The organism is Burkholderia sp. D-99, assembly GCF_011605345.1.
GTDB lineage: Bacteria > Pseudomonadota > Gammaproteobacteria > Burkholderiales > Burkholderiaceae > Burkholderia.
The window spans coordinates 220,789-246,970 of sequence record NZ_JAAOXM010000009.1; the positions used below are offsets into that span (position 1 = coordinate 220,789).

At 68.3% G+C, this 26,182-nt stretch carries 26 protein-coding genes; 12 read left to right on the forward strand and 14 right to left on the reverse strand.

What is annotated here, in order from left to right:
- Positions 1-449 precede the first annotated feature (449 nt).
- Both HAV18_RS28020 and HAV18_RS28025 read right to left on the reverse strand, forming a co-directional pair.
- On the reverse strand, positions 450-2,288 hold the full coding sequence (locus HAV18_RS28020) for a phosphodiesterase (RefSeq protein WP_166962676.1): 1,839 nt from the start codon (positions 2,286-2,288) through the stop codon (positions 450-452).
- 486 nt (positions 2,289-2,774) lie between these two features.
- On the reverse strand, positions 2,775-3,800 hold the full coding sequence (locus HAV18_RS28025; protein WP_166962678.1) for a bile acid:sodium symporter family protein: 1,026 nt from the start codon (positions 3,798-3,800) through the stop codon (positions 2,775-2,777).
- Positions 3,801-4,146: 346 nt separating this feature from the next.
- Between HAV18_RS28025 and HAV18_RS28030 the strand changes: the two genes are divergently transcribed.
- The 3 genes from HAV18_RS28030 (at position 4,147) to HAV18_RS28040 (ending at position 7,194) form a co-directional block, all read left to right on the forward strand.
- Complete coding sequence (locus HAV18_RS28030) at positions 4,147-4,629, forward strand: peptide-binding protein (protein WP_166962680.1); 483 nt, start codon at positions 4,147-4,149, stop codon at positions 4,627-4,629.
- Positions 4,630-4,974: 345 nt separating this feature from the next.
- Positions 4,975-6,051 carry a porin gene (locus HAV18_RS28035; RefSeq protein ID WP_048247776.1) on the forward strand — a complete coding sequence of 359 codons (1,077 nt, stop codon included), beginning with the start codon at positions 4,975-4,977 and terminating at the stop codon, positions 6,049-6,051.
- 180 nt (positions 6,052-6,231) lie between these two features.
- Positions 6,232-7,194: a LysR family transcriptional regulator gene (locus HAV18_RS28040; RefSeq protein WP_166962682.1), complete on the forward strand. Its 963-nt coding sequence runs from the start codon at positions 6,232-6,234 to the stop codon at positions 7,192-7,194.
- Between the two features lie 122 nt (positions 7,195-7,316).
- On the opposite strand, the gene HAV18_RS28045 is transcribed toward HAV18_RS28040, so the two are convergent.
- Positions 7,317-8,276 carry a nitronate monooxygenase family protein gene (locus HAV18_RS28045; RefSeq protein WP_166962684.1) on the reverse strand — a complete coding sequence of 320 codons (960 nt, stop codon included), beginning with the start codon at positions 8,274-8,276 and terminating at the stop codon, positions 7,317-7,319.
- 267 nt (positions 8,277-8,543) lie between these two features.
- Here HAV18_RS28045 and HAV18_RS28050 point away from each other — a divergent pair, with 267 nt between their 5' ends.
- Positions 8,544-9,440, forward strand: a complete 897-nt coding sequence (locus HAV18_RS28050; protein ID WP_166962686.1) for an alpha/beta fold hydrolase — start codon at positions 8,544-8,546, stop codon at positions 9,438-9,440.
- Between the two features lie 33 nt (positions 9,441-9,473).
- Here HAV18_RS28050 and HAV18_RS28055 read toward each other — a convergent pair whose 3' ends face one another.
- Positions 9,474-9,965, reverse strand: a complete 492-nt coding sequence (locus HAV18_RS28055; RefSeq protein WP_166962688.1) for an Lrp/AsnC family transcriptional regulator — start codon at positions 9,963-9,965, stop codon at positions 9,474-9,476.
- A gap of 112 nt (positions 9,966-10,077) precedes the next feature.
- Here HAV18_RS28055 and HAV18_RS28060 point away from each other — a divergent pair, with 112 nt between their 5' ends.
- Positions 10,078-10,980: a DMT family transporter gene (locus tag HAV18_RS28060; protein ID WP_166962689.1), complete on the forward strand. Its 903-nt coding sequence runs from the start codon at positions 10,078-10,080 to the stop codon at positions 10,978-10,980.
- 263 nt (positions 10,981-11,243) lie between these two features.
- Here HAV18_RS28060 and HAV18_RS28065 read toward each other — a convergent pair whose 3' ends face one another.
- The 5 genes from HAV18_RS28065 to HAV18_RS28085 are packed head-to-tail and all read right to left on the reverse strand — an operon-like array spanning position 11,244 to position 14,064.
- On the reverse strand, positions 11,244-11,450 hold the full coding sequence (locus HAV18_RS28065; protein WP_166962691.1) for a DUF1289 domain-containing protein: 207 nt from the start codon (positions 11,448-11,450) through the stop codon (positions 11,244-11,246).
- Positions 11,447-11,953, reverse strand: a complete 507-nt coding sequence (locus HAV18_RS28070; RefSeq protein WP_166962785.1) for a YbaK/EbsC family protein — start codon at positions 11,951-11,953, stop codon at positions 11,447-11,449. The genes HAV18_RS28065 and HAV18_RS28070 overlap by 4 nt, the downstream gene beginning before the upstream one ends.
- Positions 11,954-11,979: 26 nt before the next feature.
- Positions 11,980-12,912 carry a hydroxymethylglutaryl-CoA lyase gene (locus HAV18_RS28075; RefSeq protein WP_166962693.1) on the reverse strand — a complete coding sequence of 311 codons (933 nt, stop codon included), beginning with the start codon at positions 12,910-12,912 and terminating at the stop codon, positions 11,980-11,982.
- A 32-nt stretch (positions 12,913-12,944) separates the two neighbouring features.
- Positions 12,945-13,886 (reverse strand): glyoxylate/hydroxypyruvate reductase A, encoded by a 942-nt coding sequence (locus tag HAV18_RS28080; protein WP_166962695.1) that lies wholly within the window; start codon positions 13,884-13,886, stop codon positions 12,945-12,947.
- 4 nt (positions 13,887-13,890) lie between these two features.
- Positions 13,891-14,064, reverse strand: coding sequence for a hypothetical protein (locus tag HAV18_RS28085; RefSeq protein ID WP_166962697.1), 174 nt, complete (start codon positions 14,062-14,064; stop codon positions 13,891-13,893).
- 303 nt (positions 14,065-14,367) lie between these two features.
- Here HAV18_RS28085 and HAV18_RS28090 point away from each other — a divergent pair, with 303 nt between their 5' ends.
- The gene (locus tag HAV18_RS28090; RefSeq protein WP_166962699.1) at positions 14,368-14,991 is read left to right on the forward strand and encodes an alpha/beta hydrolase; all 624 of its coding nucleotides are present in this window, start codon (positions 14,368-14,370) and stop codon (positions 14,989-14,991) included.
- Between the two features lie 54 nt (positions 14,992-15,045).
- On the opposite strand, the gene HAV18_RS28095 is transcribed toward HAV18_RS28090, so the two are convergent.
- The 3 genes from HAV18_RS28095 to HAV18_RS28105 form a co-directional block, all read right to left on the reverse strand.
- Positions 15,046-17,166 (reverse strand): phosphocholine-specific phospholipase C, encoded by a 2,121-nt coding sequence (locus HAV18_RS28095; protein WP_166962701.1) that lies wholly within the window; start codon positions 17,164-17,166, stop codon positions 15,046-15,048.
- Positions 17,167-17,211: 45 nt separating this feature from the next.
- A complete protein-coding gene (locus HAV18_RS28100) occupies positions 17,212-17,496 on the reverse strand; it encodes a hypothetical protein (RefSeq protein WP_166962703.1) in 285 nt (94 codons plus the stop codon).
- A gap of 267 nt (positions 17,497-17,763) precedes the next feature.
- Complete coding sequence (locus HAV18_RS28105; RefSeq protein ID WP_166962704.1) at positions 17,764-18,684, reverse strand: LysR substrate-binding domain-containing protein; 921 nt, start codon at positions 18,682-18,684, stop codon at positions 17,764-17,766.
- A gap of 112 nt (positions 18,685-18,796) precedes the next feature.
- On the opposite strand from HAV18_RS28105, the gene HAV18_RS28110 reads away from it, so the two are divergent.
- Positions 18,797-19,435: a glutathione S-transferase family protein gene (locus HAV18_RS28110; RefSeq protein WP_166962706.1), complete on the forward strand. Its 639-nt coding sequence runs from the start codon at positions 18,797-18,799 to the stop codon at positions 19,433-19,435.
- 55 nt (positions 19,436-19,490) lie between these two features.
- On the opposite strand, the gene HAV18_RS28115 is transcribed toward HAV18_RS28110, so the two are convergent.
- Positions 19,491-20,771, reverse strand: coding sequence for an MFS transporter (locus HAV18_RS28115; RefSeq protein ID WP_166962708.1), 1,281 nt, complete (start codon positions 20,769-20,771; stop codon positions 19,491-19,493).
- A gap of 106 nt (positions 20,772-20,877) precedes the next feature.
- Between HAV18_RS28115 and HAV18_RS28120 the strand changes: the two genes are divergently transcribed.
- The 3 genes from HAV18_RS28120 (at position 20,878) to HAV18_RS28130 (ending at position 22,631) form a co-directional block, all read left to right on the forward strand.
- Entirely contained in the window at positions 20,878-21,927 is a 1,050-nt protein-coding gene (locus tag HAV18_RS28120) for a LysR substrate-binding domain-containing protein (RefSeq protein ID WP_166962710.1), read from the forward strand.
- Positions 21,928-22,023: 96 nt separating this feature from the next.
- On the forward strand, positions 22,024-22,251 hold the full coding sequence (locus HAV18_RS28125; protein WP_407062441.1) for a type II toxin-antitoxin system Phd/YefM family antitoxin: 228 nt from the start codon (positions 22,024-22,026) through the stop codon (positions 22,249-22,251).
- Positions 22,251-22,631: a type II toxin-antitoxin system VapC family toxin gene (locus tag HAV18_RS28130; RefSeq protein WP_166962714.1), complete on the forward strand. Its 381-nt coding sequence runs from the start codon at positions 22,251-22,253 to the stop codon at positions 22,629-22,631. The genes HAV18_RS28125 and HAV18_RS28130 overlap by 1 nt, the downstream gene beginning before the upstream one ends.
- Positions 22,632-22,652: 21 nt before the next feature.
- Here the strand turns inward: HAV18_RS28130 and dapA are convergent, their stop codons facing one another.
- Entirely contained in the window at positions 22,653-23,546 is an 894-nt protein-coding gene (gene dapA, locus HAV18_RS28135; protein WP_166962716.1) for a 4-hydroxy-tetrahydrodipicolinate synthase, read from the reverse strand.
- A gap of 451 nt (positions 23,547-23,997) precedes the next feature.
- Here dapA and HAV18_RS28145 point away from each other — a divergent pair, with 451 nt between their 5' ends.
- Together HAV18_RS28145 and HAV18_RS28150 are read left to right on the forward strand one after the other, a co-directional pair.
- Positions 23,998-25,017: a sulfate ABC transporter substrate-binding protein gene (locus HAV18_RS28145; protein WP_166962718.1), complete on the forward strand. Its 1,020-nt coding sequence runs from the start codon at positions 23,998-24,000 to the stop codon at positions 25,015-25,017.
- 179 nt (positions 25,018-25,196) lie between these two features.
- Entirely contained in the window at positions 25,197-26,159 is a 963-nt protein-coding gene (locus HAV18_RS28150; protein WP_166962720.1) for an ion channel, read from the forward strand.
- Positions 26,160-26,182: the final 23 nt, after the last annotated feature.

Here is a 26,182-nt window from a genome sequence, read left to right on the forward strand (position 1 = left end):
GATTGTATAGTAAAACATATCGCGGAATTCGGGCCGGATAGCCGGGGAATACCCGCGAATAACGGGTTTTTAAGCGCTAATCTGCGAAAACACCGTTACTAAAAATACTAAACAAAACGCGAAAAAGGCAAGGTGGGCGTGCGGGTGTCCGGCGAGCGGGGCGTGGCGGCCGGCGGGCCGGTTTCAGGCAAGCGTGCACGCGTGCCTGGCGGCCTGCTCAGGTCGGCGGGAACGCGGTGCGCAACGAAGGGCCGGGCCGCGTGACGGGGCGGGACGTGACGGGACGGGACGGACGAATGGGCGAACGGGCGAACGGGCGAACGGGCGAACGGGCGAACGGGCGAACGGACGAACGGACGAACGGGCGAACGGGCGAACCGGCGAACGCGCGCCACCGCCGTATCGGGCGCCGCCGTGCCCGCGAACGATGGACGCCGGCCGCCCACCGTTCAACGGATGGCCGCGGCCGGTGGTTCGCTGCGATGGCGTAGCGCGGCGCGGCCCGCATCGAGATCGACGACCGCGAGTCCGTCCGGCTGCTGTTTCGCGCGCCGCTTTGCGAGCGCGGCGACCGATGCGATCTCGTCGCTGCCGTAGCGCTTCGCGCCGTGCGCGCCGGCCGGCACGCCGACCGCGCCGATCGCCATCGTCACGAAGCCGAAGAACGCCGGGTTGCCGTGGCGGTCCTCGCCGTGCAGCCCGCCCGCCTGCCGGTCGGCCTGCGTGTAGAAGAGCTGCGCGCCGTCGTTGAAGTGTGCGATCGCGTCGGCGGCGCGTTCGCGCCAGTCGTCGCGCTGGAACAGCACGAGGAAATCGTCGCCGCCGACGTGCCCGAGAAAGTCGCGCTGCGGATCGCACACGCCGGCCAGCACCGTCGCGGCGAACTTCAGCACCTCGTCGCCTTGCCAGTAGCCGTACTGGTCGTTGAACGGCTTGAACTGGTTCAGGTCGACGTAGCACGCATGAAAGCCGGCGTCGCGCTGGAGCAGGCGGTCGATGTGCGCGCTGATCGGGATGTTGCCGGGCAGGAACGTCAGCGGATTCGCATAGCGCGCGGCCTCGATGCGCATCTCGGTCACCGCACGCACGAGGCTCTCGCCGGTGCCGAGCCCGATGTAGCGGCCGTGTTCGGTGATCACGAAGCCGTCCGCGAGATAGCGCTGGTCGTGGCTCGCGAGCAGCATCGCGAGCTGCTCGAACGTCGTCGCGTTGTCGATCATCAGCGGGGCGTCGTTCGCGAACTGCAGGCACGGCTTCTTCCCGAACACCTCGCGGTGGTACGGCAGCGCGAAGCGGTCGATGAAGCCGCGGCGATTCACGAGCGCGACGGGCCGCCCGCGTTCGACGAGGGCGACCGCGTGCAGGTCGGGCATCCGGTTGAACAGGTCGAGCACGTCGTTGCTGGTCGCGTCGCGCGGCAGCGCCGGCGCCGGAACCAGCATCTTCCCGGCGATCGTGCCGGCCGGGCGCACCGAACGCGTCGCGCCGGGAAACACCGCGATGTGCGGCGCGCGGATCGCGTCGCGCGCGGCCGGCGCGACGACCCGCGACGGCTGCGCGTTCGGCCGGCCGAGCAGGAAGCCCTGCACGCAGCAGATGCCCATGTCGCGCACGACGATCAGGTCGCATTCGTTCTCGATGCCTTCCGCGATCAGTTGCGCGCCGCTCGCCTGCGCGAAGTGCTGCATCGCCCTCACGGCCTCGAACTTCAGCGGGTCGCGCGCGATGTCGTGGATGAAGAAGCGGTCGATCTTCACGACGTCCGGATGCAGGCGCAGCCACAGGTTCATGCTCGCGTTCGCGGTGCCGTAGTCGTCGAGCGCGAACTGGATGCCGGCGTCGCGCAGCGATGCGACCGCCGGCCCGATATGGGCGACGTCCGTCGTCGCGTTCTGCTCGGTCAGCTCGATCACGATGCGCTCGGCGTCGATCCGCGCGCGGCCGAGCAGCAGGCGGGCGCGCTCGCGTTCGCGCGCGAGCTGCAGGATCGTGCCCGCGCTGAAATTGAGGAACAGCTTGCCGTCGCAGCCGAGCGCCGCGAACGCGTCGAGGCAGGTGAGTGCGGCGGCCTGTTCGAGCGCGATGGTCTCGCCTTCGCGCGCGGCCTGCGCGAACAGCGCCGCGGGCGGCTCGAGGTCGGTGCCGCGCGGGCCGCGTATCAGGCCCTCGTAGCCGACGACCGTCCCCGACCCGAGATCGACGATCGGCTGGAAGACGGCGGCGAGCGCGCGATCCGCGATCAGGCGCGTGGTGCTGGCGGCAGCGGAGTCGGAGTGGGGCGCGGGCATGGGCGAGGGCAGCCGAATCGACAGGACGCCCGACTTAACGGCACCGCCCGCGGAGAATTGAATGAAGATTTCGTGACGCGATGGGCGTTGCTGGTGCATCGCGCCCGCGGGCGCGTTGGTGCGCAGTTGGGAGGGCGGTGGTGCGGCGGCGCGCTACGAAGCGCTCGCTGCTTAGCCCTAATCGGTGTCCAAGCTTACTTGACCACTTCAGGGAAAGCGGAAAGCGGAAAGCGGAAAGCGGAAAGCGGAAAGCGGAAAGCGGAAAGCCGAAAGCCGAAAGCCGAAAGCCGAAAGCCGAAAGCGGAAAGCGGAAAGCCGAAAGCCGAAAGCCGAAAGCCGAAAGCCGAAAGCCGAAAGCCGAAAGCCGAAGCGCCAAAACGCCAAAACGCCAAAACGCCAAAACGCCAAAACGCCAAAACGCCAAAACGCCAAAACGCCAAAACGCCGGGACGGCACCACCCGATGGCCTTCCCGCCGCCCCGCTCGTCAGCGTTTCCCCGCGCTCAGCGCGCCGGGCGCCGCGTCGCCCTCGTCGTGCTCGCCGCTCATGTCGCGCGCCCCCCAGCGTTGCGCGAGCGCCGCGCACGCCATCAGCTGGATCTGGTGGAACAGCATCAGCGGCAGCACGATCGCACCGACCGCGTTCGCCGAGAAGATCACCTTCGCCATCGGCACACCGGCCGCGAGGCTCTTCTTCGATCCGCAGAAGATGATCGTGATCTGGTCGGCACGGTTGAAGCCGAGCCGCTTGCTGACGAACGCGGTCAGCAAGAGCGCGATCGCGAGCAGCACGAGGTTGACGACGAGCAGGCCGCCGAGCGCGCGCGGCGGGATCTGGTGCCACAGGCCTTCGTTGACGGCCTCGCTGAATGCGACGTAGACGACGAGCAGGATCGAGCCCTGGTCGACGAAGCGCAGCACGCCGCGGTTGCGGTCGATCCAGCCGCCGATCACGGGCCGCAGCAACTGGCCGGCGATGAACGGCACGAGCAGCTGCATCACGATGCTGCCGACGGTGCTCCACGGCGACGCGGCGGCGGCCGACTGCGACGTGATCATCAGCCCGACGAGCGCCGGCGTGACGAAGATCCCGAGCAGGCTCGACGCGGATGCCGCACACACGGCGGCCGGCACGTTGCCCTTCGCGATCGACGTGAACGCGATCGACGACTGGACCGTCGACGGCAGCGTGCACAGGAACAGCACGCCCGCATACAGCGTCGGCGTGACGAGCGGCTGCAGCACGGGTTTCAGCGCGAGGCCGAGCAGCGGGAACAGCGCGAACGTGCTGAGCAGCACGACCGCGTGCAGCCGCCAGTGGGTCGCGCCCGCGACGACGGCTTCGCGCGACAGCTTCGCGCCGTGCAGGAAGAACAGCAGGCCGACGGCAATGTTGGTCGCCCAGTTGAACGCGTGGGCGGCCGGGCCGCGGCAGGGCAGGAGGCTCGCGAGCACGACGGTGCCGACGAGCGCGAGCGTGAAGTTGTCGGGAAGAAAACGGGGACGGGCCATCGGGAACTCGATTCGGAAGCGACTCAGGCGCGCGTCGCGCGCGCGGATGGCGCCATTGTCCCGGTTGGTGATTCACTACACAAATTCATTGTGAGAATCGATTGATGAACCAATCTCATGCAGCAGCGCTCACGGTACCGGCCCGGCCATGCGTAAAACGGCAGAAGAATGTTCTGTCCCGGTCGCATGCTGAAGTGAAAAAACCTAGCAGTAACATGGTGTTACACCGATGCCGGCGACATAACACTTTTTGGCTCGACACGCTTTCGGACCGCCCATAAATTACTGCTGAAAGCCTTGGGTCGGCCGAAAGGAACCGGCGGCGGGCATGGACAGGCACTGAACGATGACGGAACGGGTGAAACGGAAGATCGGACGATGGGTGGCAGGCGTGCTCGGCGCGCTGCTGATGCCGCTCGCGCTCGCGCAGCCGCCCCACGGAGGTCATGCGTTCGGCGGCCACGGCTTCGGGGGCGGCGACATGCGCGCGTACGGTCAGTCGGCTGGCGGTGTACCTGTCTGGCGCCGCGTTGCGCCCCCCGCCGGTGCACGCGCCGGCGGCGTGAGCGGCTACGGCTCTCGCTGGGGGCTGCGGCCGACGCCGTCGTACGGCCATTACGCCGCGCAGAACCCGTATCGCCCGATCAGCGCCGACGTGCGCCAGGTGCCGCGCCCGCCGGGCGGCGGTAACGTACCGCTGCGCGCCGGTTCGATCCGCGCCGACGTCGCGCGCTACAACGAGGAGCGCGGTGGCCGTCCGATGCCGCCGCCCCGTTCGCAGGAAGAGCCTGCGCATTCGCCGTTTTTCTCCCCGTTCTACCGAAACTGAGCGCCCGCGCGCTCGTCCCCTCGCCGGCTGATGCGAATTCGCCACAGTCGCGCACAGATTTCCGCTGATTTTCCCGCCGCATTGCGCTATCTTTCGCGCCCGGTTCGCGTGTGCCACGCCGCCGTCCGGCCGTGCGACCGCGTTCGCGCCGGGCCGCCGGCGGGTACCCGGCCATGTATCAATTCCGCGAAGTTAATGCCGCCGCTATACCAGCAATAAGTGTGCGCAATTTTGACCGGACGAATGATCCGTAAAGATGGCTGCGCCCCATACGACGCAAGCACTCGGCTCCAAAAAACAACGCTCGCGCCACTTATCGACAATTCGACAAAATCTGGAGATCCAATGAAAGCATTCGCTCGCCGTGCGTCGCGCACGTCCGTCAAGCTGATCGCCGCGGCTGCCTGCGTGGCGGCTACCGCTCCCGTCCATGCACAGTCGAGCGTGTCGCTCTACGGTCAGGTCGACGAATGGGTCGGCGCAACCAAGTTCCCGGGCGGCGACCGCGCGTGGAACGTGAGCGGCGGCGGGATGTCGACGTCGTACTGGGGCCTGCACGGCACCGAGGATCTGGGCAACGGCTACAAGGCGATCTTCACGCTGGAAAGCTTCTTCCGCGCGCAGAACGGCCAGTTCGGCCGCTTCCAGGGCGACACGTTCTTCGCGCGCAACGCGTACGTCGGCATCGATTCGCCGTACGGCACGGTGACGGCCGGCCGCCTGACGACGCACCTGTTCCTGTCGACGATCCTGTTCAACCCGTTCTACGATTCGTACACCTTCTCGCCGATGGTGTACCACGTGTTCCTCGGCCTCGGCACGTTCCCGACCTACCCGAGCGACCAGGGTGCCGTCGGCGATTCGGGCTGGAACAACGCGCTGTCGTACACGTCGCCTTCGTTCGGTGGCCTGAATTTTGGCGCGATGTACGCGCTCGGCAACCAGGCCGGCGACAACCGTTCGAAGAAGTGGAGCGCGCAGTTCAACTATGCGAACGGCCCGTTCGCGGCGACCGCCACGTATCAGTACGTGAACTTCAACAACGGCCCGCAGGACCTGAGCGCACTCGTCACCGGCATGAAGAGCCAGGGCATCGCGCTCGTCGGCGCGACCTACGACCTGAAGCTCGTGAAGCTGTTCGGCCAGTACATGTATACGAAGAATGACCAGGTCGCGGGCAGCTGGCACGTGAACACCGCGCAAGGCGGCGTGTCGGTGCCGCTCGGCGTGGGCAGCGCGATGGCGTCGTACGCGTATTCGCGCGACGCGGGCGGCCTCGACCAGACGCGCCAGACCTGGGCCGTCGGCTACGACTATCCGCTGTCCAAGCGCACGGACGTCTACGCGGCGTACATGAACGATCACATCAGCGGCCTGTCGAGCGGCAACACGTTCGGCGCCGGCATCCGCGCGAAGTTCTGACGCGCACGCGCGGCCGGCTCGCCGGTCGCACGCGAAAAACGCGTCCCGACTGCATGTTTTCCCGCCAGAACGGCGCCGCCACCCGCGGCGCCGTTTTGCCTTTCTTGACCTTTCTGTTTCCTCGCCTTTGTTACCCTATCTCGTAATTGGACCATTCCCCCGTCATTACGAGCTAGTTCGATGGATACCCTCGTCAGCATGAATGTGTTTCGCTACGTCGTCGAAGTGGGCAGCTTCGTCGGCGCGGCCGAGCGCATGCAGATGTCGGCTGCGATGGCGAGCAAGCACGTGATGCATCTCGAGCAGCAGCTCGGCGCACGGCTGCTGCATCGCACGACACGACGCGTCGCGCCTACCGAGGCCGGACGCGAATATTACGAGCGCCTCGTGCAGGCGCTGTCTGAACTCGACGAAGCCGGGCAGGCCGTCGGCGCCGCGAGCGTGGTGCCGCAAGGCAGGCTGCGCGTCACGTCGCTGTCCGCGTTCGGGCTGCGGCACGTGATGCAGGCCGTCACCGATTATGCGGGCCGGTTCCCGGACGTGACCGTCGACATGACGCTGTCCGATCGCGTGGTCGACCTGATCGAGGAAGGCTACGACGTCGCGGTGCGCGCGGCGCCGAACGGATTGAAATCGTCGTCGCTGGTCGCGCGGCAGATCGCGACCGCGCACATCCTGCTGGTCGCGTCGCCCGAGTATCTCGAGAAGCACGGCACGCCACAGACGATCGCCGATCTCGCACACCACAACTACCTGCGGCGCGACTCGAATTCGACGATGCTCGACTCGCTGGTGATCGACGCGGCCGCCGCGTCGCGCGTGAACCTCAACGGCAACCTGATCGTGAATCACCTCGAAGGGCTGCGTGCGGCCGTGCTCGCGGGCGCGGGCATCGCGCTGCTCGGCACCGAGGTGGTCGGAGACGACATCGAGTCCGGCCGGCTCGTGCCGGTGCTGCTCGATGCGGTGCCGCCGCACGAGGCGCCGATCTATGCGGTCTACGCGAGCCGTCGCCACGTGTCCGCGAAGGTGCGTTCGTTCGTCGACTTCCTGGCGGCGCGTTTCGAAGGGCAGTCGCTGTGCCCGTCGATCGAATCGCACCTGCGCGTGCTGCCGATTACGCGGATGAAGCGCGCGGTGTGAACCGCGCATCCCGCCGCGGCGGGGCGATGAAAAAACAAAAAGCGCGAACCGCTGCGGCTCGCGCTTTTTGTTTTGTCCGACGGTATGCGCGCCGGTGGCGGCCGTGAAGGCCGCCGCATCCGTCAGCGCGGGATGCCGAGGCGCGCCTTCGCGTCGTCGTACTCGCGCTTCAGCCGCTCGACGAGCGCGCCCACGCTCGGCAGGTCGTCCATCAGGCCGACGCCCTGGCCGGCACCCCAGATGTCCTTCCACGCCTTCGTCTTGTCGCCGCCGAAATTCATCTTGGTCTTGTCCGATTCCGGCAGCGCGTCCGGATCGAGGCCGGCCTTCTCGATGCTCTCGCGGATGTAGTTGCCGTGCACGCCCGTGAAGAGGTTCGTGTAGACGATGTCGGACGATTTCGCGTTCACGATCGCGTGCTTGTAGTCGTCGATCGCGTGCGCTTCCTGCGTCGCGATGAAGCGCGTGCCCATGTAGGCGAAGTCGGCGCCCATCGCCTGCGCGGCGAGGATCGAGCCGCCGTTCGCGATCGCGCCGGACAGCACGATCGGGCCGTCGAAGATCTTGCGGACTTCGCCGACGAGCGCGAACGGTGACGTCGTACCCGCGTGGCCGCCCGCGCCGGCCGCGACGAGGATCAGCCCGTCGACACCGGCTTCGAGCGCCTTCTGCGCGTGACGCAGGTTGATCACGTCGTGCAGCACGATGCCGCCGTAGCTGTGCACCGCGTCGACGATCTCGCGCGCCGGCGCGCGCAGGCTCGTGATGAAGATCGGCACCTTGTGCTCGACGCAGACGCGCACGTCGTGTTCGAGCCGTGCGTTCGACTGGTGGACGATCTGGTTGACCGCGATCGGGCCGATCACCGCGTCGGGGTGTTTCGCCTTGTGGTCGGCGAGCTCGGACTGGATCTGCGTGAGCCACTCGTCGAGCAGTTCGGCCGGTCGGGCGTTGAGCGCGGGGAACGAACCGACGATGCCCGCCTTGCATTGCGCGAGCACGAGTTCGGGGTAGCTGACGATGAACATCGGCGACGCGATGACGGGCAGCGTCAGGTTCTGCAGGACGGTGGGCAATGCCATGTGATGTCTCCAGTCTCCAGGGGGCGGCCGCGCGGTCGCGCCGCCGCCATGCTTTGCGGTCGAACGGTAATTCGAGTGTAGCTGCGAAACGAGGTCGTCCTTATTAATACGAACGATCGTGCGATTCTACGCGAGCTTAACAAATCGCGCGGTGTGGCGGCAATCGAGTGAGTGTTCTCTTTCTACGGATTCTGGTGTTTACCGCGCTGTGAAGACGCGCCGGCGCTCCTAAAATAGTCGCCATAACAAACCAACGAGAAACAAACCATGTCGTTTGAGGCGTTTGCACCGTTTCGCGTGACGGTGCAGGACACCGACATCTTCGGTGTCAAAGGAGGCGCGGGTCCGCCGCTCCTGTTGCTGCACGGACATCCGCAAACCCACATGATCTGGCATCGCGTTGCCGCGACGCTCGCGGATCATTTCACGGTGATCGCCACCGACCTGCGCGGTTACGGCGCGTCGGGCAAGCCGCCGAGCGATGCGCAGCACGCGCCGTATTCGAAACGTGCGATGGCGGCCGACCAGGTCGCGGTGATGCGGCATTTCGGTTTCGAGCATTTCCATGTGTGCGCGCACGACCGCGGCGCGCGGGTCGCGCACCGGCTCGCGCTCGATCACGCGGACGCCGTCGAGCGGATGATGCTGCTCGACATCGCGCCGACGCTTGCGATGTACGAGAAAACCGATCGCGCGTTCGCGACCGCGTATTTCCACTGGTTCTTCCTGATCCAGCCGGAGCCGCTGCCCGAGATGCTGGTCGGCGCGCATACCGATGCGTACATCGAGCGCGTGATGGGCAACCGGTCCGCCGGGCTCGCGCCGTTCGCGCCCGAGGCGCTCGCCGCGTACCGGGCCGCGCTCGCGCAGCCGGGCGCCGTGCATGCGATGTGCGAGGACTACCGCGCGTCCGCGACGATCGATCTCGAGCACGACCGTGCGGATCTCGAGCGCGGCAACAAGGTCGCGTGCCCGCTGCGCGTGCTGTGGGGCGAGAACGGGATCGTCGGCCGCTGCTTCGATCCGCTCGACGAATGGCGTCGCGTCGCGCGCGACGTCAGCGGCCGCGCGCTCGAATGCGGGCATTACATTCCGGAAGAGGCACCCGTCGCGCTGATCGACGAACTGCTCGCGTTCTTCGAGGCGCGCGACGCGGCTGCGTAAGGGGGCGGACGGGCGGCGCGTGCCGCCCGCTGCTCAGCGGTGCGCGCCGTCGTCCTCGACGAGCGGCGGCAGGCGGCGCGGCACCGGCGTCGATTTCACGATCGCGGTGCTCGTCTCCGCGCGCTCCGTCACCTTCGACAGGATGTCGTCGAGGTGCTCGATCGTGCGCAGGTAGAGCCGGCAGATGAAACAGTCCTCGCCGGTCACCTTGTCGCATTCGACGAATTCGGGAATCCGCCGCAGCAACTCCTCGACCAGATGCAACTGGCCGGGCAGCGGCTTCACGCGGACGATCGCCTGCAGCGTGTAGCCCAGCGCGCGCGGGTCGAGCTCGACGGTGAACGCGGCGATCACGCCTTGCGCCTCGAGCCGCCGCACGCGATCGGCGGTCGCGGGTGCCGACAGCCCGATCTGCCGTGCGAGTTCACTGGTTGCGATGCGCGCGTCGTCGGCCAGCGCCGCGAGGATCGCGCGGTCGGTCGCGTCGAGCGACGTGACGGCAGGCGGGGAAAGGCGTTTCGGCATGATTGCTTTGCTTTCGAAGGTGAATCGTTTGTTTCACTTCAGTTTAGCCATGGTTGCCGCGAAAGCAAGTTTCTAGAATCGATGTCATCCACTCTCTTCAACGGAGTTCATGATGGCCTCGAATGAAATGCGCCGCGGTGCCGCCGAGATGATCGTCGCGATGATGATGTCCGGCACGATCGGCTGGCTCGTGATGTCGTCGCAGCAGCCGCTGACGAACGTCGTGTTCTTCCGCTGCCTGTTCGGCGCCGCGACGCTCGCGATCGTCTGCGCGGCGTTCGGCTTCCTGCGCCGCGCGCTGTTCTCGCCGAGGATGCTCGCGCTTGCAACGCTCGGCAGCGTCGCGATCGTCGCGAACTGGCTGCTGCTGTTCGCCGCCTATTCGCGTGCATCGATCTCGATGGCGACCGCCGTCTACAACACGCAGCCGTTCATGCTCGTCGCACTCGGCGCCATCGTGTTCCGCGAGCGGATCACCGCGTCGACGGTTGCGTGGCTCGCGCTCGCATTCGTCGGACTCGTCGCGGTGGTGCGCGTCGAGCCGGCCGTGCTCGCGGTGCCGGGCGAATATCTGGAAGGTGTCGCGCTGTCGCTCGGTGCGGCGTTCCTGTATGCGATCTCGTCGATCGTCACGAAGCACCTGAAGGGCACGCCGCCGCATCTGCTCGCGCTGCTGCAGGCAGGCCTCGGCGTCCTGCTGCTCGCGCCGTTCGCGCACTTCGGCACGTTGCCGGCGACCGCCGCGCAATGGCTCGACCTCGTCGTGCTCGGCGTCGTGAACACGGGCCTGATGTACGTGCTGCTGTACGGCGCGATCCAGAAGCTGCCGACCGCGATGACGGGTGCGTTGTCGTTCGTCTATCCGGTCGTCGCGATCGTCGTCGACCACGTTGCGTTCGGGCAGACGCTCGCGTGGACGCAGGTGTTCGGCGCGCTGCTGATCCTGCTCGCGGCGGCCGGCGTGAATCTTGGCTGGCGCATCGTGCCCGCGCGTCGCGCGGCAGTCGGCAGCTGAAACGGTCGTGCGATTCGGCGCCGCTGCGGGCATCGTAGCGGCGCGCCGAATGCGAATTTCAGGAACGAGTATTGCGGGCGGATGGCGCGTGCATGGCGAGCGAAAGCGGTGCACGCGCACGCGTGAAAGACGCTGTAAGAAGTTGTAGGGAAACACCCGATGCGAGCGGTGCGCGTCGCTCGTATGATGCGGGCTGTGACGTTGATCACGTTCACAGGATTCCGATCTCATGCCGTTCGCCTGTCAGGTTGAACGGCTTTTTTTTATGCACCGCTCCTCGCAATCAGCCGCCGCCGCGCATCGAGCCGCGCGAGCAACGCGCGCCTCGCGTCGTCATCCGACGTACGCCACCCCTTGATCTCGTCGCGCGTGCGCAGGCAACCCGCGCACCAGTCGGTGCGCGGATCGATCCGGCATACGTCGGTGCACGGCGAGGCCACCGTGCCGATCGGCACCACGACGTCGCTCATGCGGGTTCCCGCAACGCGACGTCCGCGACCGGCGCGCCCGTCAGCGACACGAGTTCGTTCGGCGACAGGTTGAACACCGCATGCGGATGGCCGGCGGCTGCCCACAGGCTGTCGAGTTCGAGGAGATCGGCGTCGATCAGCGTGACGGGTTCGACGAGATGGCCGATCGGGCAGACGCCGCCGATCGCGTAGCCGGTGTTGTCGCGCACGAACTTCGCGTCCGCGCGGCCGACCGCGCCGACCTGCGCGGCGACCTTCTTTTCGTCGACGCGATTGACGCCGCTCGCAACCACGAGCACGGGCGCGCCGTCCGACTGCCGGCGAAACAGGATCGACTTCGCGATCTGCGCAACCGAGCAGCCGAGCCCGGCTGCGGCCTCGGCCGACGTCTTGCCGGTTTCGGCGAGCATCACGATGTCTTTCGCATGGCCGCGCTCGCGCAGCAGCAGCGCGACGCGTCGCGCGGAATCGGGAAGTGAATCGAATGCAGCAGGTGTCGTCATGTTGAAGAATCCATCGAATACCGGGGTCATGCGCAGTTCGCAGCGTCGGCCGCGCTCTGCGCCTTGGCGAGCAGTGCGCGACCGGCGCGCGACACGTTCGCGCGGCCGATCGCGTTCGAGATGAAGTCGCCGGCGGCGACGACCTGCGCGAGGTCGACGCCGGTGTCGATGCCGAGGCCCTGCATCAGGTACAGCACGTCCTCGGTCGCGACGTTGCCGGTCGCGCCCTTTGCGTACGGGCAGCCGCCGAGGCCCGCGACCGACGCGTGGAAGATCTCGATCCCTTCGAACAGCGCCGCGTAGATGTTCGCGAGTGCCTGGCCGTAGGTGTCGTGGAAGTGGCCCGACAGGCGTTCGCGCGGGAACACGCGCGTGACGGCCGACAGCACTTCGCGCGTGCGCTTCGGCGTGCCGACGCCGATCGTGTCGGCGATGTCGATCTCGTCGCAGCCGAGCGCCGCGAAGCGCTCGACGACGTCGACGACCGAGGCGACCGGCACTTCGCCCTGGTACGGGCAGCCGAGCGTGCACGACACGCTGCCGCGCAGCCGCAGGCCCGCATCCTTCGCCGCCTTCGCGACGGGCTCGAAGCGCGCGATGCTCTCGGCGATGCTGCAGTTGATGTTCCGCTGCGAGAACGCCTCGCTTGCCGCGCCGAAGATCACGACTTCGTCGGCGCGCGCGGCGAGCGCATTTTCGAAGCCCTTCAGGTTCGGCGTGAGCACCGAGTACACGGTGCCCGCGCGGCGCTCGATGCCGGCCATGACTTCGGCGCCGTCGGCCATCTGCGGCACCCATTTCGGCGACACGAACGACGCGGCTTCGATGTTGCGGAAGCCGGCCTGCGACAGCCGGTCGACGAGCGCGATCTTCACGTCGGTCGGCACGAAGGTCTTCTCGTTCTGCAGCCCGTCGCGCGGGCCGACTTCGACGATCTTGACGGCGGTGGGGAACGTCATGGTTGTCTCCTGGTTTTCATGTAAGGCTGAATTCAATAGCCGCGCGCGTAGTCGACGATGCCGCCGACGCGCTCGCCACGCTCGAACGCGCGGATCTTGCCGGCGATCTGCTCGACGGCCTCCGCCCGCAGCGTTTCGGCCGAGCTGTGCGGCGTGATCGTGATGCGCGGCGCGCGCCAGAACGGGTGATCCTCGGGCAGCGGCTCCTGGTGGAACACGTCGAGCGTCGCGGCGGCGACGCGGCCGCTCGCGAGCGCGTCGAGCAGGTCGGCTTCGACGAGATGCGCGCCGCGCGCGACGTTGACGACGTACGCGCCCGGCGCGAGCCGCGCGAAGGCGCGCGACGACAAGACGCCGTCGGTGTCGGGCGTGCTCGGCAGCAGGTTGACGAGTACCTTCGCGCCGTCGATGCATGCGTCGAACGCACCGTCGCCGGCGAAGGTTTCGACGCCGTCGAGCTGCTTCGCGCTGCGGCTGTAGCCGCGCACCGGAAACCCGAGGGCGGCGAGCGCGCACGCAACCTGTGCGCCGAGCACGCCGAGGCCGAGCACGGCGACGGTGAAGCTTGCGCGGGCATGCGGTTCGAGCGGGCGCCAGCGGCGCTCGCGCTGCTGGAGTTCGTATTCGTCGAAGCGGCGCAGGTAGCGCAGCACCGCGTGCGTCACGTATTCGACCATCTGCTGCGCCATGCCAGAATCCTCGAGCCGCACGAGCGGCACGTGCGGCGGCAGCGTGCCCGGATGCGCGCGGTCGAGCGCAAGCAGCGCATCGACGCCCGCGCCGAGATTGAAGATTGCGCGCAGCCCGTCGCGCGGGGCGAAGAACTCGCGCGGCGCGCGCCAGACGAGCGCGTAGTCGGCGGCAGCCGTATCGCCCGGCTGCCACGCGCGCAGGTGGGCTTCCGGCAGCGCGTGCGCGATCTCGTCGCGCCACGCGGCGGCTTCCTGGTGCGGGGAATAGAACAGGATCTTCATGCCGTCACTTCGCGAACGATTGGCCGATATTCATGTGGACGCAATCGCAGTCGGCCCGGTGAACCGCATTGCGGCCCGTGCTGCGGCCGGGCAAGCCGGCGTGAACCACGCCGGCGCGGCGCGTCACGGGAAAAGCGGGATCGAACGGGCGCAGCGCGCCGGCGGGCGTAGCGGACATCGGGCATCTCCTGACGACAGCGCCCGGCGCGTCGGCGCCCGGCCCTGTTTCGCGTGAAGCTGACGGGAAGCCCACATTCTACGGTTTCGCGGCGCATCGCGCGCCGGTGCTCGGGGCGGGCGACCGGTGTGGGTGACCGCCCCGGGGCGCCGTTCGGCGGCCGGCCGCCCCGCGGATGGCCGGCCCACGGATGGCCGGCCCCCGGATGGCGCCCCACGCAAAAGCAAAGCACAAAATATTGGTTCGGCCGCCGGGGACGCCGCGCCACAATCGAAGCCCGTCTTCAAGCAAGCGAGGGCAATCATGCGCGCATGCAGCAAATCGGCGTGGCCGCCGCGGCTCGTCACCGTTCCGGGCCTGCACGGCAGCGAAGGCGCTCACTGGCAGACCTGGCTCGAACGGCAGTTCCCGCGCTCGCTGCGCGTCGAGCAGGACGACTGGGACGCGCCCGATCTCGCGCGCTGGGCGCAATCGGTGCGCGCCTTGCTCGACCGCGAACGCGGCCCGTTCGTGCTGGCCGCGCACAGCTTCGGCTGCCTCGCGACCGCGCATGCGCTCGCGCAGTGGCCGCAGGTGGGCGACGTCGCGGGTGTGCTGCTCGTCGCGCCCGCCAGTCCGAAGAAATTCACGTTTGCCGGGCCGTTCGACGCGCGCCGGCTCGCCGTGCCGTCGATCGTGATCGGCAGCGAGACCGATCCGTGGATGCCGCTTGCCGATGCGCGCACGCTCGCGCAGCACCTGGGCAGCGCGTTCGTGAACCTCGGCGACGCCGGGCACATCAACACCGCGGCCGGCTTCGGGCCGTGGCCGCGCGCGAAGTACTTCGTCGACACGCTCGTCCACTGCGCGGCACCGCTGCGCTTTCGCGACGCGGACGACGGCTTCGAAGCCGCACTCGTCGACCGCGCGCTCGCGTACGCGGTCTGACTCTGACGGACCGGGCGGGTGCCGCGCGGCACGGCGGGTGCCGCGCCGTTGCGCTTACGCCGCGGCGACGGGCCGCACCGCGGCCGGATCCGAATAGCTCGGCCGGCCGTTCTCGACGTGGCCCGCGAAACGGCGCGAGAAGGTGCCGGCCGAGCCGTCGCTCACCGTCACGTCATACCATTGGTGGCTTGCCGCGAGTGCCCACTGCTCGACGCGCTCGTCACCGCCATGCAGCGTCACTTGCCGCGACGGCGCGCCGTACGCGTTGTCGGTCAGCGTCAGCGTGACGTGAGCCCCGCCAGGGTTGCGCAGCTTCAGGTACAGGTTCCCGTTCGCGACGTCGTAGCCGGCCTTTACTTCCGGCTGCGCAGGGTTGCGGTGCTGCACGGCCGGGGCCGACACATTGCCCGAGAACACGCGCACGAAGCCGTTCGGCCCGTACACCGAGAACGTGTATGCGCCGTTCGTCGCCGTCAGGTCGAAGTCCGCATGCAGCACGCGGCGTGCGCCGACCGTGTAGCGCCACGGGCCGTCGGTGCGGTTCGTCGCATACACGTGGAAGTGCGCGCCCTGGTTGCCGCGGTTCGCGAATTCGATGCGCAGCTTCGTCCCGCCGTAGATGCTCGCGTTCACATGCAACTCGTACGGCAGCGCACGTGCCGGCCGCACGCCGGGCTCCTGCGGGTCGACCGGCGACGGCGTCGCGGGCACGGTCGGCGCGGGCTGCGACGTGCACTGCTGGTCGGCGATCGAACGGTACTGGCTCGTGTCGGGCAGCGGCGGGAACGACGCGTCGGACGAGCGGAAGTCGAATGCGGCGGTGAGGTCGCCGCACACCGTGCGGCGCCATGGCGTGATGTTCGGTTCGTCGATGCCGAAACGTTCGCCGATGAAGCGGATCACCGACGTGTGGTCGAACACCTGCGAGCACACGAAGCCGCCCTTCGTCCACGGCGAGACGACCGTCATCGGCACGCGCGGCCCGAGGCCGTACGGCAGGCCGTCGGCCGTATAGCTGCCGCCGCGGCCGGGGTTCACGACCGTATGCAGCTCGCCGTCGGTCGTCACGGTCGACGCGCCTTGCGCGGCCGACGTCGGCGGCTGCGGCGGCACGATGTGGTCGAAGAAGCCGTCGTTCTCGTCGTACATGATGAACAGCACGGTCTTGCGCCATACGTCCGGGTTCGACGTGAGCGCGTCGAGGATCTGCGACGTGTAGTTCGCGCCGTACGCGGGCGTGTATTTCGGATGCTCGGAGAACGCGGCGGGCGGGCACAGCCACGACACCTGCGGCAGCCGGTCGTTGATCACGTCGTTCTTCAGGTCGTCGAGCGTGCGCACCGTCTGCGCGCGCTGGTACAGCGACGAGCCGGGCTTCGCGTTGATGAAGTTCGCGAAGTTCTGCAGCACGTTCGTGCCGTAGTTGCCGTTGTACGGATCGTTGCCCGTCGTGCCCTGCTGGTAGATCTGCCACGATATGCCGCGCGCTTCGAGGCGCTCGGGAAAGGTCGTCCACGACAGCAACTGGTATGCGGGCGGCCCGTCGCCGTCGACGTAGTCGCTGTTGTCGAGCAGCGGACCGCCGAACTTGCCGGTCGGGTCGACGGTGCCCGTCATCAGGTACGAGCGGTTCGGGTGCGTCGGCCCCGGCAGCGAGCAGAAATAGTTGTCGCACACGGTGAACGCATCGGCGAGCGCGTAGTGGAACGGGATGTCCTCGCGCACGTGATAGCCCATCGTCATGTCGGTCTTGTTCGCGGGCCACTGGTCATAGCGGCCGCCGTCGATCGCCGCGTGCGTCTTGTACCACGAGTGGTCGAGGTCGCCGACGCACTGCGCGCTGGTGGTCAGCGTGTTCAGCCGGAACGGCAGCACGGGCTTGGTCGGGTCGGCCTTCGACGGCTGGTACCACACCGGCTTGCCGTTCGGCAGCGGGATCGGGAAGCGGTCGTTGTAGCCGCGCACGCCGCGCAGGTGTCCGAAGTAATGATCGAAGGAGCGGTTTTCCTGCATGAACACGACGATGTGCTCGACATCGCGGATCGTGCCGGTGCCGCGCGCGGCGGGAATCGCGAGCGCGCGGCGGATCGATTCGGGGAATGCGTTGAGCGCGACGGCGGCGCCCGCGGATTGTGCGACGGTATGCAGGAAACGGCGGCGGCTCGATGACGTCATGTTATTTCACCTCGGTTCTGCGGTCGGGGGACGAAAGCGGCGGGATCAGCCTGGCGACGACGCGGCGGCGCTCGACGCGGCCGCATTTGCCGCGGGCTTCGCGTCGTCGTCGTCATCGGGCGGGTAGTGCACGACGGGCGGTGCGAGCGGCGCGGCATCGGACGCGGCGGCGTTTGCGGTTGCATCGTTGTTGAATGCGCTGGCGGAGCCGGCCGATGCGCCGGCCTGCTGCGACGCGTCGGCCGTGGGTGCGTCGTGCGGCGCGTCGTCGCTGCAGGCGGCGACGAAAGCAGCGGCACAAAGAACGACGACGACGGCAACGCGATGCATGACTTCTCTCCTGGCAGGCTGATCGGGAAACGTTTTCGAGTATGCCGATGCGATGCGACGTTTCGGTGAATCGTTTGCGACCGGCGCGTGATCGCAGAATGCTTTCGATATCCTGACCATTCACTTGCACGACGTGGCGGGCGTGCAATATTTCCCGGCGGACGATGCGAGTCGGGCACTTTTACCCGGGCACGCGATGCGATGCATGAGCGCGTGCACGGCAGCCTGACCGGTCATTGATGGACGCGTGCCGCCGATCGCGTTGCGTCAGCGCCGCGGGGTGCGTCGCCGCACCTCGCTGCGCAGCCAGTCGAGCCAGGTGCGGATCGCCGTTTCATGCGGATGGCCGGGGCGCCACACGACGTAGTGCGCATACACGTCGGTCACGCGCACCGTCGATACGCGCACGAGGGTGCCGTCCGCGAGTTCGGGCTCGATCAGCGAGCGGCGCGCGAGTGCAACGCCGCGTCCTTTCAGCGTCGCGTCGATCAGCGCGTTCGCATCGGTGAAACGCGGCGCGCGCGCGGATTCGGTAAGGTCGAGCCGGGCGGCCTGGAGCCACGGTTCCCAGGGCTGCGCGGGATGGCGCAGCAGCGTCGCGCGCACGAGATCGGCCGGCGCGCGCGGCGCGACGCCGTCGCGATTGCGGTACGCGGGGCTCGCGACCGGAAAGATCGTCTCGTTCATCAGCTTCTCGGCGACGACGCCCGGCCACGTGCCGGGCCCGTAGCGCAGCGCGACGTCGATGCGGTCGCGCTTGCGCAGCGGTGCGAGCGCCACGTCCGGGTGCAGCGCGATCGCAATGTGCGGATGCGCGGCGGAGAAGCGCGGCAGGCGCGGCGCGAGCCAGCGTTCGGCGACGCTCGGCAGCACGCTGACGTTCAGCGTGACGTCGCAGGTGCGCGGCCGGCTGCGTACCGTGAGCGCCGGCTCGAACGCGCGCTCGAGCACGCTGAGGCCCTGGCGCACCTGCAGCGCGAGCGCGTGCGCGGCGTGCGTCGGCGTCGCGCCGTTGCGTTCGCGCGTGAAGAGCGGGTAGCCGAGCTGCGCCTCGAGCGTGCGGATGTGCTGGCTGACGGCGCCTTGCGTGAGCGCGAGTTCGTCGGCCGCGCGCGTGAAGCTCTGCAGCCGCACGGCGGTCTCGAACGCACGTAGCGTCTGCAGCGGAGGAAGGTGGATGCGTCGCATGCGGGTATTAGTAACACTAATGTCCGAGCACGACAATTCATCGTTTGCGGCGGGCATGCACGCGTTCCTACACTCGGTTCCGTCTTCCACAGCCCCGTCGGGCCACATCACCATGAACGCATATCGTCTCTATCTTTCGCCGGGCGCCTGCTCGCTCGCCGCTCACATCGCGCTGGAGGAAACCGGCGCGCCGTTCGACGTCGAGATCGTCTCGGTGCAGAAGCAGCAGAACCTCGACGCGCGCTATCTCGCGATCAACGCGAAGGCGCGCGTGCCCGTGCTTGCGATTCCGGGCGAGCCGCGCGTGCTGACCGAAACGCCGGCGATCCTCACGTATCTCGCGCGCCGTTATCCCGATGCGCAATTGTTGCCGCTCGGCGATCCGCTGCGCGAGGCGCGGTGCCACGAATGGCTCGCCTGGCTGGTCGGCTGGGTGCATGGCGTCGGTTACGGCGCGCTGTGGCGGCCGGGTCGCTTCATCGGCGATCCGGCGCTGCACGGCGCGGTCAGCACGCACGGGCGCAGCACGATCGAAGCTGCGAACGAGACGATCGAAGCCGCGCTGGCCGACGGTCGGACGTGGGCCGAGCCGGGCGCGCATTCGATCGTCGATCCGTTCCTGTTCGTGCTGTATCGCTGGGGTGTCGCGATCGGATTCGACATGACGCAGTACCCCGCGTGGACGGCCCATGCGCAGCGCGAGGCCGAACGGCCGGCCACGCGACGCGCGCTGGCGCGCGAGGCGGGCTGACGCAGGCGTGGGCGTTCGTGGTGCAGGCCACGCGCCCGCGTGCAATGCGCTCGCGTCAGCGCGTGGCGAACAGCGGATAGGTCGCGCCGGCGACCAGCGCGGCCGCGAGCCAGACCACGCTCCACGAACTGACGGCGAGCAGCGGCGGAATCGCGAGCGGCGTTGCGAAGAGCCCGAGGTAGACGACCGTGTTCGCCATCCCGAGCGCGGTGCCCGCGTGGTTCGCACCCGCGAGCGTCGCGAGCTCCGTGTACGCGACGCCATGCCACGCCGATACGCAGATGCCCGCTAACACCAGAATCGCGACGATCGCGGCGAGCGGCACGCGCGGGCTGCCGGCCGTCGCGGCTGCGAGCAGCGTGAACGAGCCGGCCGCGACGAGCACCGAGCCGCGCAGGTACGCGCGCCGGTTGCCGTGCCGGTCGGTATGGCGGCCGCTCCAGACGCGCATCACCATCGCGCCGAGCTGCAGCACGACCATCGCCGAGCTGATGCCGGCGAGGCCGAGCCGGCCGAAGTCGTGCAGGAACACCGTCGCGAACGTGAGCACCGCGAACTGCGGCGCGCACAGCAGGCCGATGCCGAGCACGATGCGCCACACGCGGGCGCTCGCGAGCGGGCCGTGCGCGAGCCGCGCGGGTTGCACGGGTTGCGGCCGTGCGGCCGGTCGATGCGCGACGCCGGGTGTGGCGGCCGGTTCGGCGGGCGGTTCGTGCAGCCAGCGCCAGGTCAGCACGGCCGACCCGGCGCACAGCAGCATCAGCGTACCGAATACCGCGGCGAACCCCAGATGCGACGCGAGCGACGGCAGGAGCGCCGCGCCGACGCCGCCGCCGAGCGGCACGGCCGTCTGGCGGATGCTCATCGCGAGCCCGCGTTCGCGCTCGCCGAACCAGCGCATCACCGCGCGCCCGCTCGACCCGTTCACGCTGCCGCCGAGCAGGCCGACGCAGCACATCGCCGCGACGACGCGCGCAAGCGGCGGCACCGCGTGCGCGCTCGGGACGAGCGTGCACACCATCAGCGCGAGCATGGCGGCCGTCGCGACGAGCCCGGTCAGCAGTACGCGGCGATCGCCGAAACGGTCGGCGGCGATTCCCCACGGCAGCTCGGACAGCGCGACGCCGAAGCCGAGCGCGCCGAGCACGAGGCCGAGCGCGCCGTTGTCGAGGTGGTAGGCCGTGCGCATCCACACGGCGGTGGTCGGAATGCCTGCCGCCGCGGCCGAAAAGCTCATGTTCGCGGCCACGCCGGCGGCCAGCACGCGCCAGCGATGGGCCGGGCCGCGTGCGTCGCGGGCGGGCGAGGAGGGAGTGGCGATGCAGGTGGTATCCATGGCGGCAGGCCCGGTTGGAAATTGACATCGACAGTCTGGCCGCCTACATTCATCCTGAAAATCGGAAAGTTTTTTATGAATCGTTCGATAAAACGGGATGGTTGATATGTCCGGACACGACATTCCGCGCGACGGTGGCGCTGCGCTCGCGCTGACCGATGCCGCGCTGGCCCGACCCAACTTCGACGTGGCGGCGCTGCGCAGCCTCGTCGCGGGCGTGGATCTCGGCAGTTTTGCGAAGGCGGCCGACCGCGTCGCGCGCTCGTCGTCGGCGGTGAGCGCGCAGATCCGCAAGCTCGAGGAGCAGGCAGGCACGCCGTTGTTCGTGAAGGCCGGACGCGGGCTCGCGCTGACCGATGCCGGCGACGCGATGCTGCGTTATGCGCGGCGGATGATCGAGCTGAACGACGAGGCCGCCGCGGCCGTGCGCGGCGTGAATCTCGACGGCTGGGTGCGTGTCGGGTTGCAGGAGGATTTCGGCGAGGCGATCCTGCCTGACGTGCTCGGGCGGTTCGCGCGCGCGCATCCGAAGGTGAGGATCGAGGCGCGTGTGGCGCGCAATGCCGACCTGCTCGACCGGCTCGACGCGAACCAGCTCGATCTCGCGCTCGTGTGGGGCGATCCGGCGTCGGCGGCGCTCGTGTCGCGGGCCGGGATCGACAGCGAGGTGATCGCGCAGGTGCCGATGCAGTGGGTCGGGGCGGCGGGGGCGGGCGGGTTCGGCATGCCGGGTGGGGCCGACGAGGGCGCGGAAGGCGGGGCGGATGCCGCGCACGCCGTAGCGGGTGGCCGTGCCGCGGGCGAGGCGCTGCCGCTCGTCGTGTTCGACCGGCCGTGCCGCTTCTTCGGCGCCGCGACCGACGCGCTCGATCGCGCGGGCGTGCCGTGGCGCATCGCGTTCACGACGCCGAGTCTCGCCGGGTTATGGGCCGCGGCGGCGGCCGGCCTCGGGCTGACGGTGCGCTCGCACTACGGGCTGCCCGCGTCGGTGCGCGTCCTCGATGCGTCGTCGTGCGGGTTGCCGGCGCTGCCGAGCCTGCCGCTGATCCTGCTGCGGCGCACGTCGTCGGCGACGCCGACCGTCGACCGGCTCGCGCGGATCGTGACGCAGGCGGTAAGGGATGCGACGGAGGGGGCGGTGGCGTTGGCGGCGTGATGCCGAGCGACATACGAGAGTCTTGCTGGACGTTCGGCCTATTGGAGCAATGGGGCGAATGTCGTGAGAATGGTGGGTCACTCAATGGAGCCCATCATGCAAGTTGCCACTGTCCCCGAAGCCACGATCGATCTCCAACGGCTGCTCGATGCCGCGATCGCAGGCGAACGCGTTGTGATCATGCAGGACGGCAAGCAGTCGGTCCGGCTTGTGCCGCTCAGGCCGATTCACCCATTCGGTGCCCTCGAGGGGCAGATGTGGATTGCGGATGATTTCGATGCGCCGCTTTCCGTCGAAGAACTGGCCGCATTCATGGGGAAGTAATGCGGCTGCTGTTCGATACGCACATCTTTCTCTGGGCAGTGGCGAACGATCCGAAGCTGAGCGCTCGCGCGCGCAGCCTGATTACCGCTGCCGATGAAGTGTTCGTCAGCAGCGCGAGCATCTGGAAAGTGGCGATCAAGGCCGGGAAGGGAAAGCTGGATGTCGATGTGGATCGTCTGGTCGACAAGATCAACACGAGCGAGTACCGCGAACTGCCGGTTCGCGTCGCGCACAGCGCTGCCGTGCGCCATCTGCCCCACTATCATCTCGATCCGTTCGACCGGCTGCTCGTCGCGCAGGTGTGGTGTGAACCGCTGCTGCTTGTCACCGCGGACGGCCATCTTTCGCAGTATGGCGCGTCCCGGATTCTGACGGTCTGAAACAGTTTTCGGCGCGAAATCCTACGCCGCTGCGGCAGCTTGCGTCGACGCTTCGAGCGCCGCACAGATCGTTGCCAGTCGCTCCTTCAACCCTTCACTCGCGGGCACGAACGGCAGCCGCAGCCCGTCCTCGCACCACCCCTGCGCGGCCAGCACGGCCTTCACGGGTGCCGGGTTCGGCTCCGCGAACAGCGCCGCGACGAGCGGCTGCAGCGCGACCGACAGGCGCCGCGCATCGGCGAGCCGGCCGTCGCGCAGCAGCGCATGGATGCGCACGTGCCATTCGGGCAGCACGTGCGCGCTGCTCGCGATCGCGCCGTGCGCACCGGCGCACATCGCCGCGAAGTTCTGGTTGTCGTCGCCGGACAGGATCGCGAGCGGCGTGTCGTGCACGAGCCGGCTCATCCGGTCGAGCGTACCGCCGCATTCCTTGATGCCCGCGACGCGCGGGTCGCGCGCAAGCGCCTGCAGCGTGTCCAGTTCGACGTTCACGCCGGTGCGGTACGGGATGTTGTAGACGAGCACCGGCAGGTCGGCCGCGTCGACGATCGCCTCGACGTGGCGGCGGATACCGTCCTGCGTCGGCCGCACGTAGACGGGCGGCGTGACGAGCAGCCCGTCCGGCCGTAGTGCCGCGAGTTCGCGTGCACGTGCGGCCGCGAAATGCGTTGCGCTCGCGGTCAGCCCGACGACGATCGGCAGCCCGGGCGCCGCGTCGCGCAGCGTCGCGAACACCGCATCCTGTTCACGTGCATCGAGCAGTACGCCTTCACCGGTCGTCGCGCCCGCGACGAAGCCCGCGATGCCCGCGCCCGCATAGTGGCGCGCGAGTCGCGCGAGCGCGGCATGGTCGACTTCGCCGTGGTGGAATGGCGTGATGATCGGCAGCCAGATACCTTCGAAACGTGTGTTCATGCAAAGCCTCATGGTGGAAACGGAGTGGGAAGGAACCGTTCCGCCGGCGGAGGGCCGGAGTGAGGCATGCGTGCAAGGAGAATGAAACGACCTGCGGGCATCCCGTCCGGCATTCGCCTGACGGGACGCGACGTCCCCGTCAGTCGAGGAGTCGTTTTTTCAGTTTCAGCCCGGCCGCGCGCGTACCTGCCGCGATGGCGGCGAGGATCGGAAGCGAGCGCTGGGTAGCGGACATGGATGAACCGTAAGTGGGCTGAGCGGCGATCTTAACACCGGATTCGATGCGCGCGCGAGCGTCCACCGCCGTTTAGCAGGATTCGAGATTTGCTTTCCACGACTGATTGGAAAGCGCGCCGCGCCCGGCCGCTAGAATGCCCGCTTACGTTTCGATGACAGCGCGTACGCGTGCCGTCACGCACATTCACCACCACTGGAAACGGGGCATATCACGATGGCAAGCATGAAGGGGATCGGCCGCTGGCTGCATACGGGCGCGGCGGCGGCGCTGGTCGTGGCGGCGACGGCGGCGCACGCGGATACGTCGATCCTGAACGTGTCGTACGACGTGACGCGCGAGCTGTACAAGGACATCAACACGGGCTTTGCCGCCGCCTACAAGCAAAAGACCGGCGAGACGGTCGCGATCAAGCAGTCGCACGGCGCGTCGAGCGCGCAGGCGCTGTCGGTGCTGCAGGGGCTGCAGGCCGACGTCGTGACGATGAACCAGCCGAACGACATCGACCTGCTTGCCGAGCGCGGCCAGCTGCTGCCGAAGGACTGGCGTGCGCGTTTCCCGGACAACAGCTCGCCGTATTCGACCACGATGGTGTTCCTGGTGCGCAAGGGCAACCCGAAGGCGATCAAGGACTGGAGCGATCTGGCGAAGCCGGGCGTCCAGGTGATCATCGCGAACCCGAAGACGTCGGGCAACGGTCGTTATGCGTATCTTGCCGCGTGGGGCTTCCAGAAACAGAAGGGCGCGACCGACCAGCAGGCGCTCGACTTCGAGAAGGCGATCTTCCGCAACGTGCCGGTGCTCGACTCGGGCGGCCGCGGTGCGACGACCACGTTCACGCAGCGCGGCATCGGCGACGTGCTGGTCACGTTCGAGAACGAAGTCGCGCTGATGGACACCGGTGCATCGGGCGCGCAGTTCGACGCCGTGTATCCGTCGGCGAGCATTCTCGCGGAGCCGCCCGTCGCCGTCGTCGACAAGGTCGTCGACAAGAAGGGCACGCGCAAGGTCGCGCAGGCGTATCTCGACTACCTGTACACGCCGGAAGCGCAGGAGATCATCGCGCAGCACCATCTGCGCCCGCGCGACGCGAATGTGCTGAAGAAGCATGCCGCCGAGTTCAAGGCGCTGAAGACCTTCAGCGTCGAGCAGGTTTTCGGCAGCTGGGCGAACGCGCAGAAGGCGCATTTCGCGGACGGCGGCACGTTCGACCAGGTGATCGTCGACCGGAAGTGAGCGCCGCGCGCATCGCGCGCGTGTCCGCACGCTGACGACGCAGCCGGCCGCTTCCGCGGCCGGCTTTTTTTGTTCCGCGCGGCCGGCGGCGCGGCGGAGGTCCATTCCGAACCGGCCCGCATTCCCGGCCGCTGCCGCGCGTGCTACGCTCGTCGCCTCCCTGCTTCCGGCGCCGCGCGATGAATGTCGATTCGTCCTCCCCAGCCTCCCGCGGCCGTGGCCGCAAGATCTGGTCGGGCACGCGCCCGGTCATCGCGTACGGGATGCCGCCGCTCGGCTGGCGTGACCTCTATCACCGCGCGCTGACGGTGAGCTGGCCCGTATTCTTCCTGTCGCTCGCCGTGCTGTTCCTGCTGCTCAACGGCGGCTTTGCAACGCTCTACCTGCTCGGCCGCGAGCCGATCGCGAACCAGTCGCCGGCCGGATTCGGCGGCGCGTTCTTCTTCAGCGTCGAGACGCTCGCGACCGTCGGCTATGGCGACATGCATCCGCAGACCCTCTATGCGCACCTGGTCGCGACGTTCGAGATCTTCATCGGGATGTCGGGCATCGCGCTGGCCACGGGGCTCGTGTTCGCGCGGTTTTCGCGGCCGCAGGCGAAGATCCTGTTCGCGCGCAACGCGATCGTCCGGCCGCTGAACGGCAGGATGACGCTGATGGTGCGGGCCGCGAACGCGCGCCAGAACGTGATTGCCGAGGCGCAGGCGAAACTGCGGCTGATGCGTATCGAAGGCACGCACGAGGGCTACACGCTGCGCAAGATTCACGACCTGCCGCTCGTGCGCAGCGAGCATCCGATTTTCCTGCTCGGCTGGAACCTGATGCACGTGATCGATGAATCGAGCGCGCTGTTCGGCGAGACGCCCGAATCGCTCGCGGCGCGCGACGCGTCGTTGCTGATCACGATCGAAGGCTCGGACGAGACGACCGCGCAGGTGATGCAGGCGCGTCACACGTGGGTGCACGGCGAGATCCGCTGGCGTCACCGCTATGTCGACCTGATGCACGACGAAGACGGCATCACGCACATCGACTACACGCATTTTCATGAAGTCGTGCCGATCGACGTCGACACCGACGAGCGCGGCTCGCCGGGCGTGGTGGTCGAAGCGGGCGCCGCGGCGTCGGGCCCCGCCGCGTAGGTGCGCTCGCGGGCGGCTGGCGG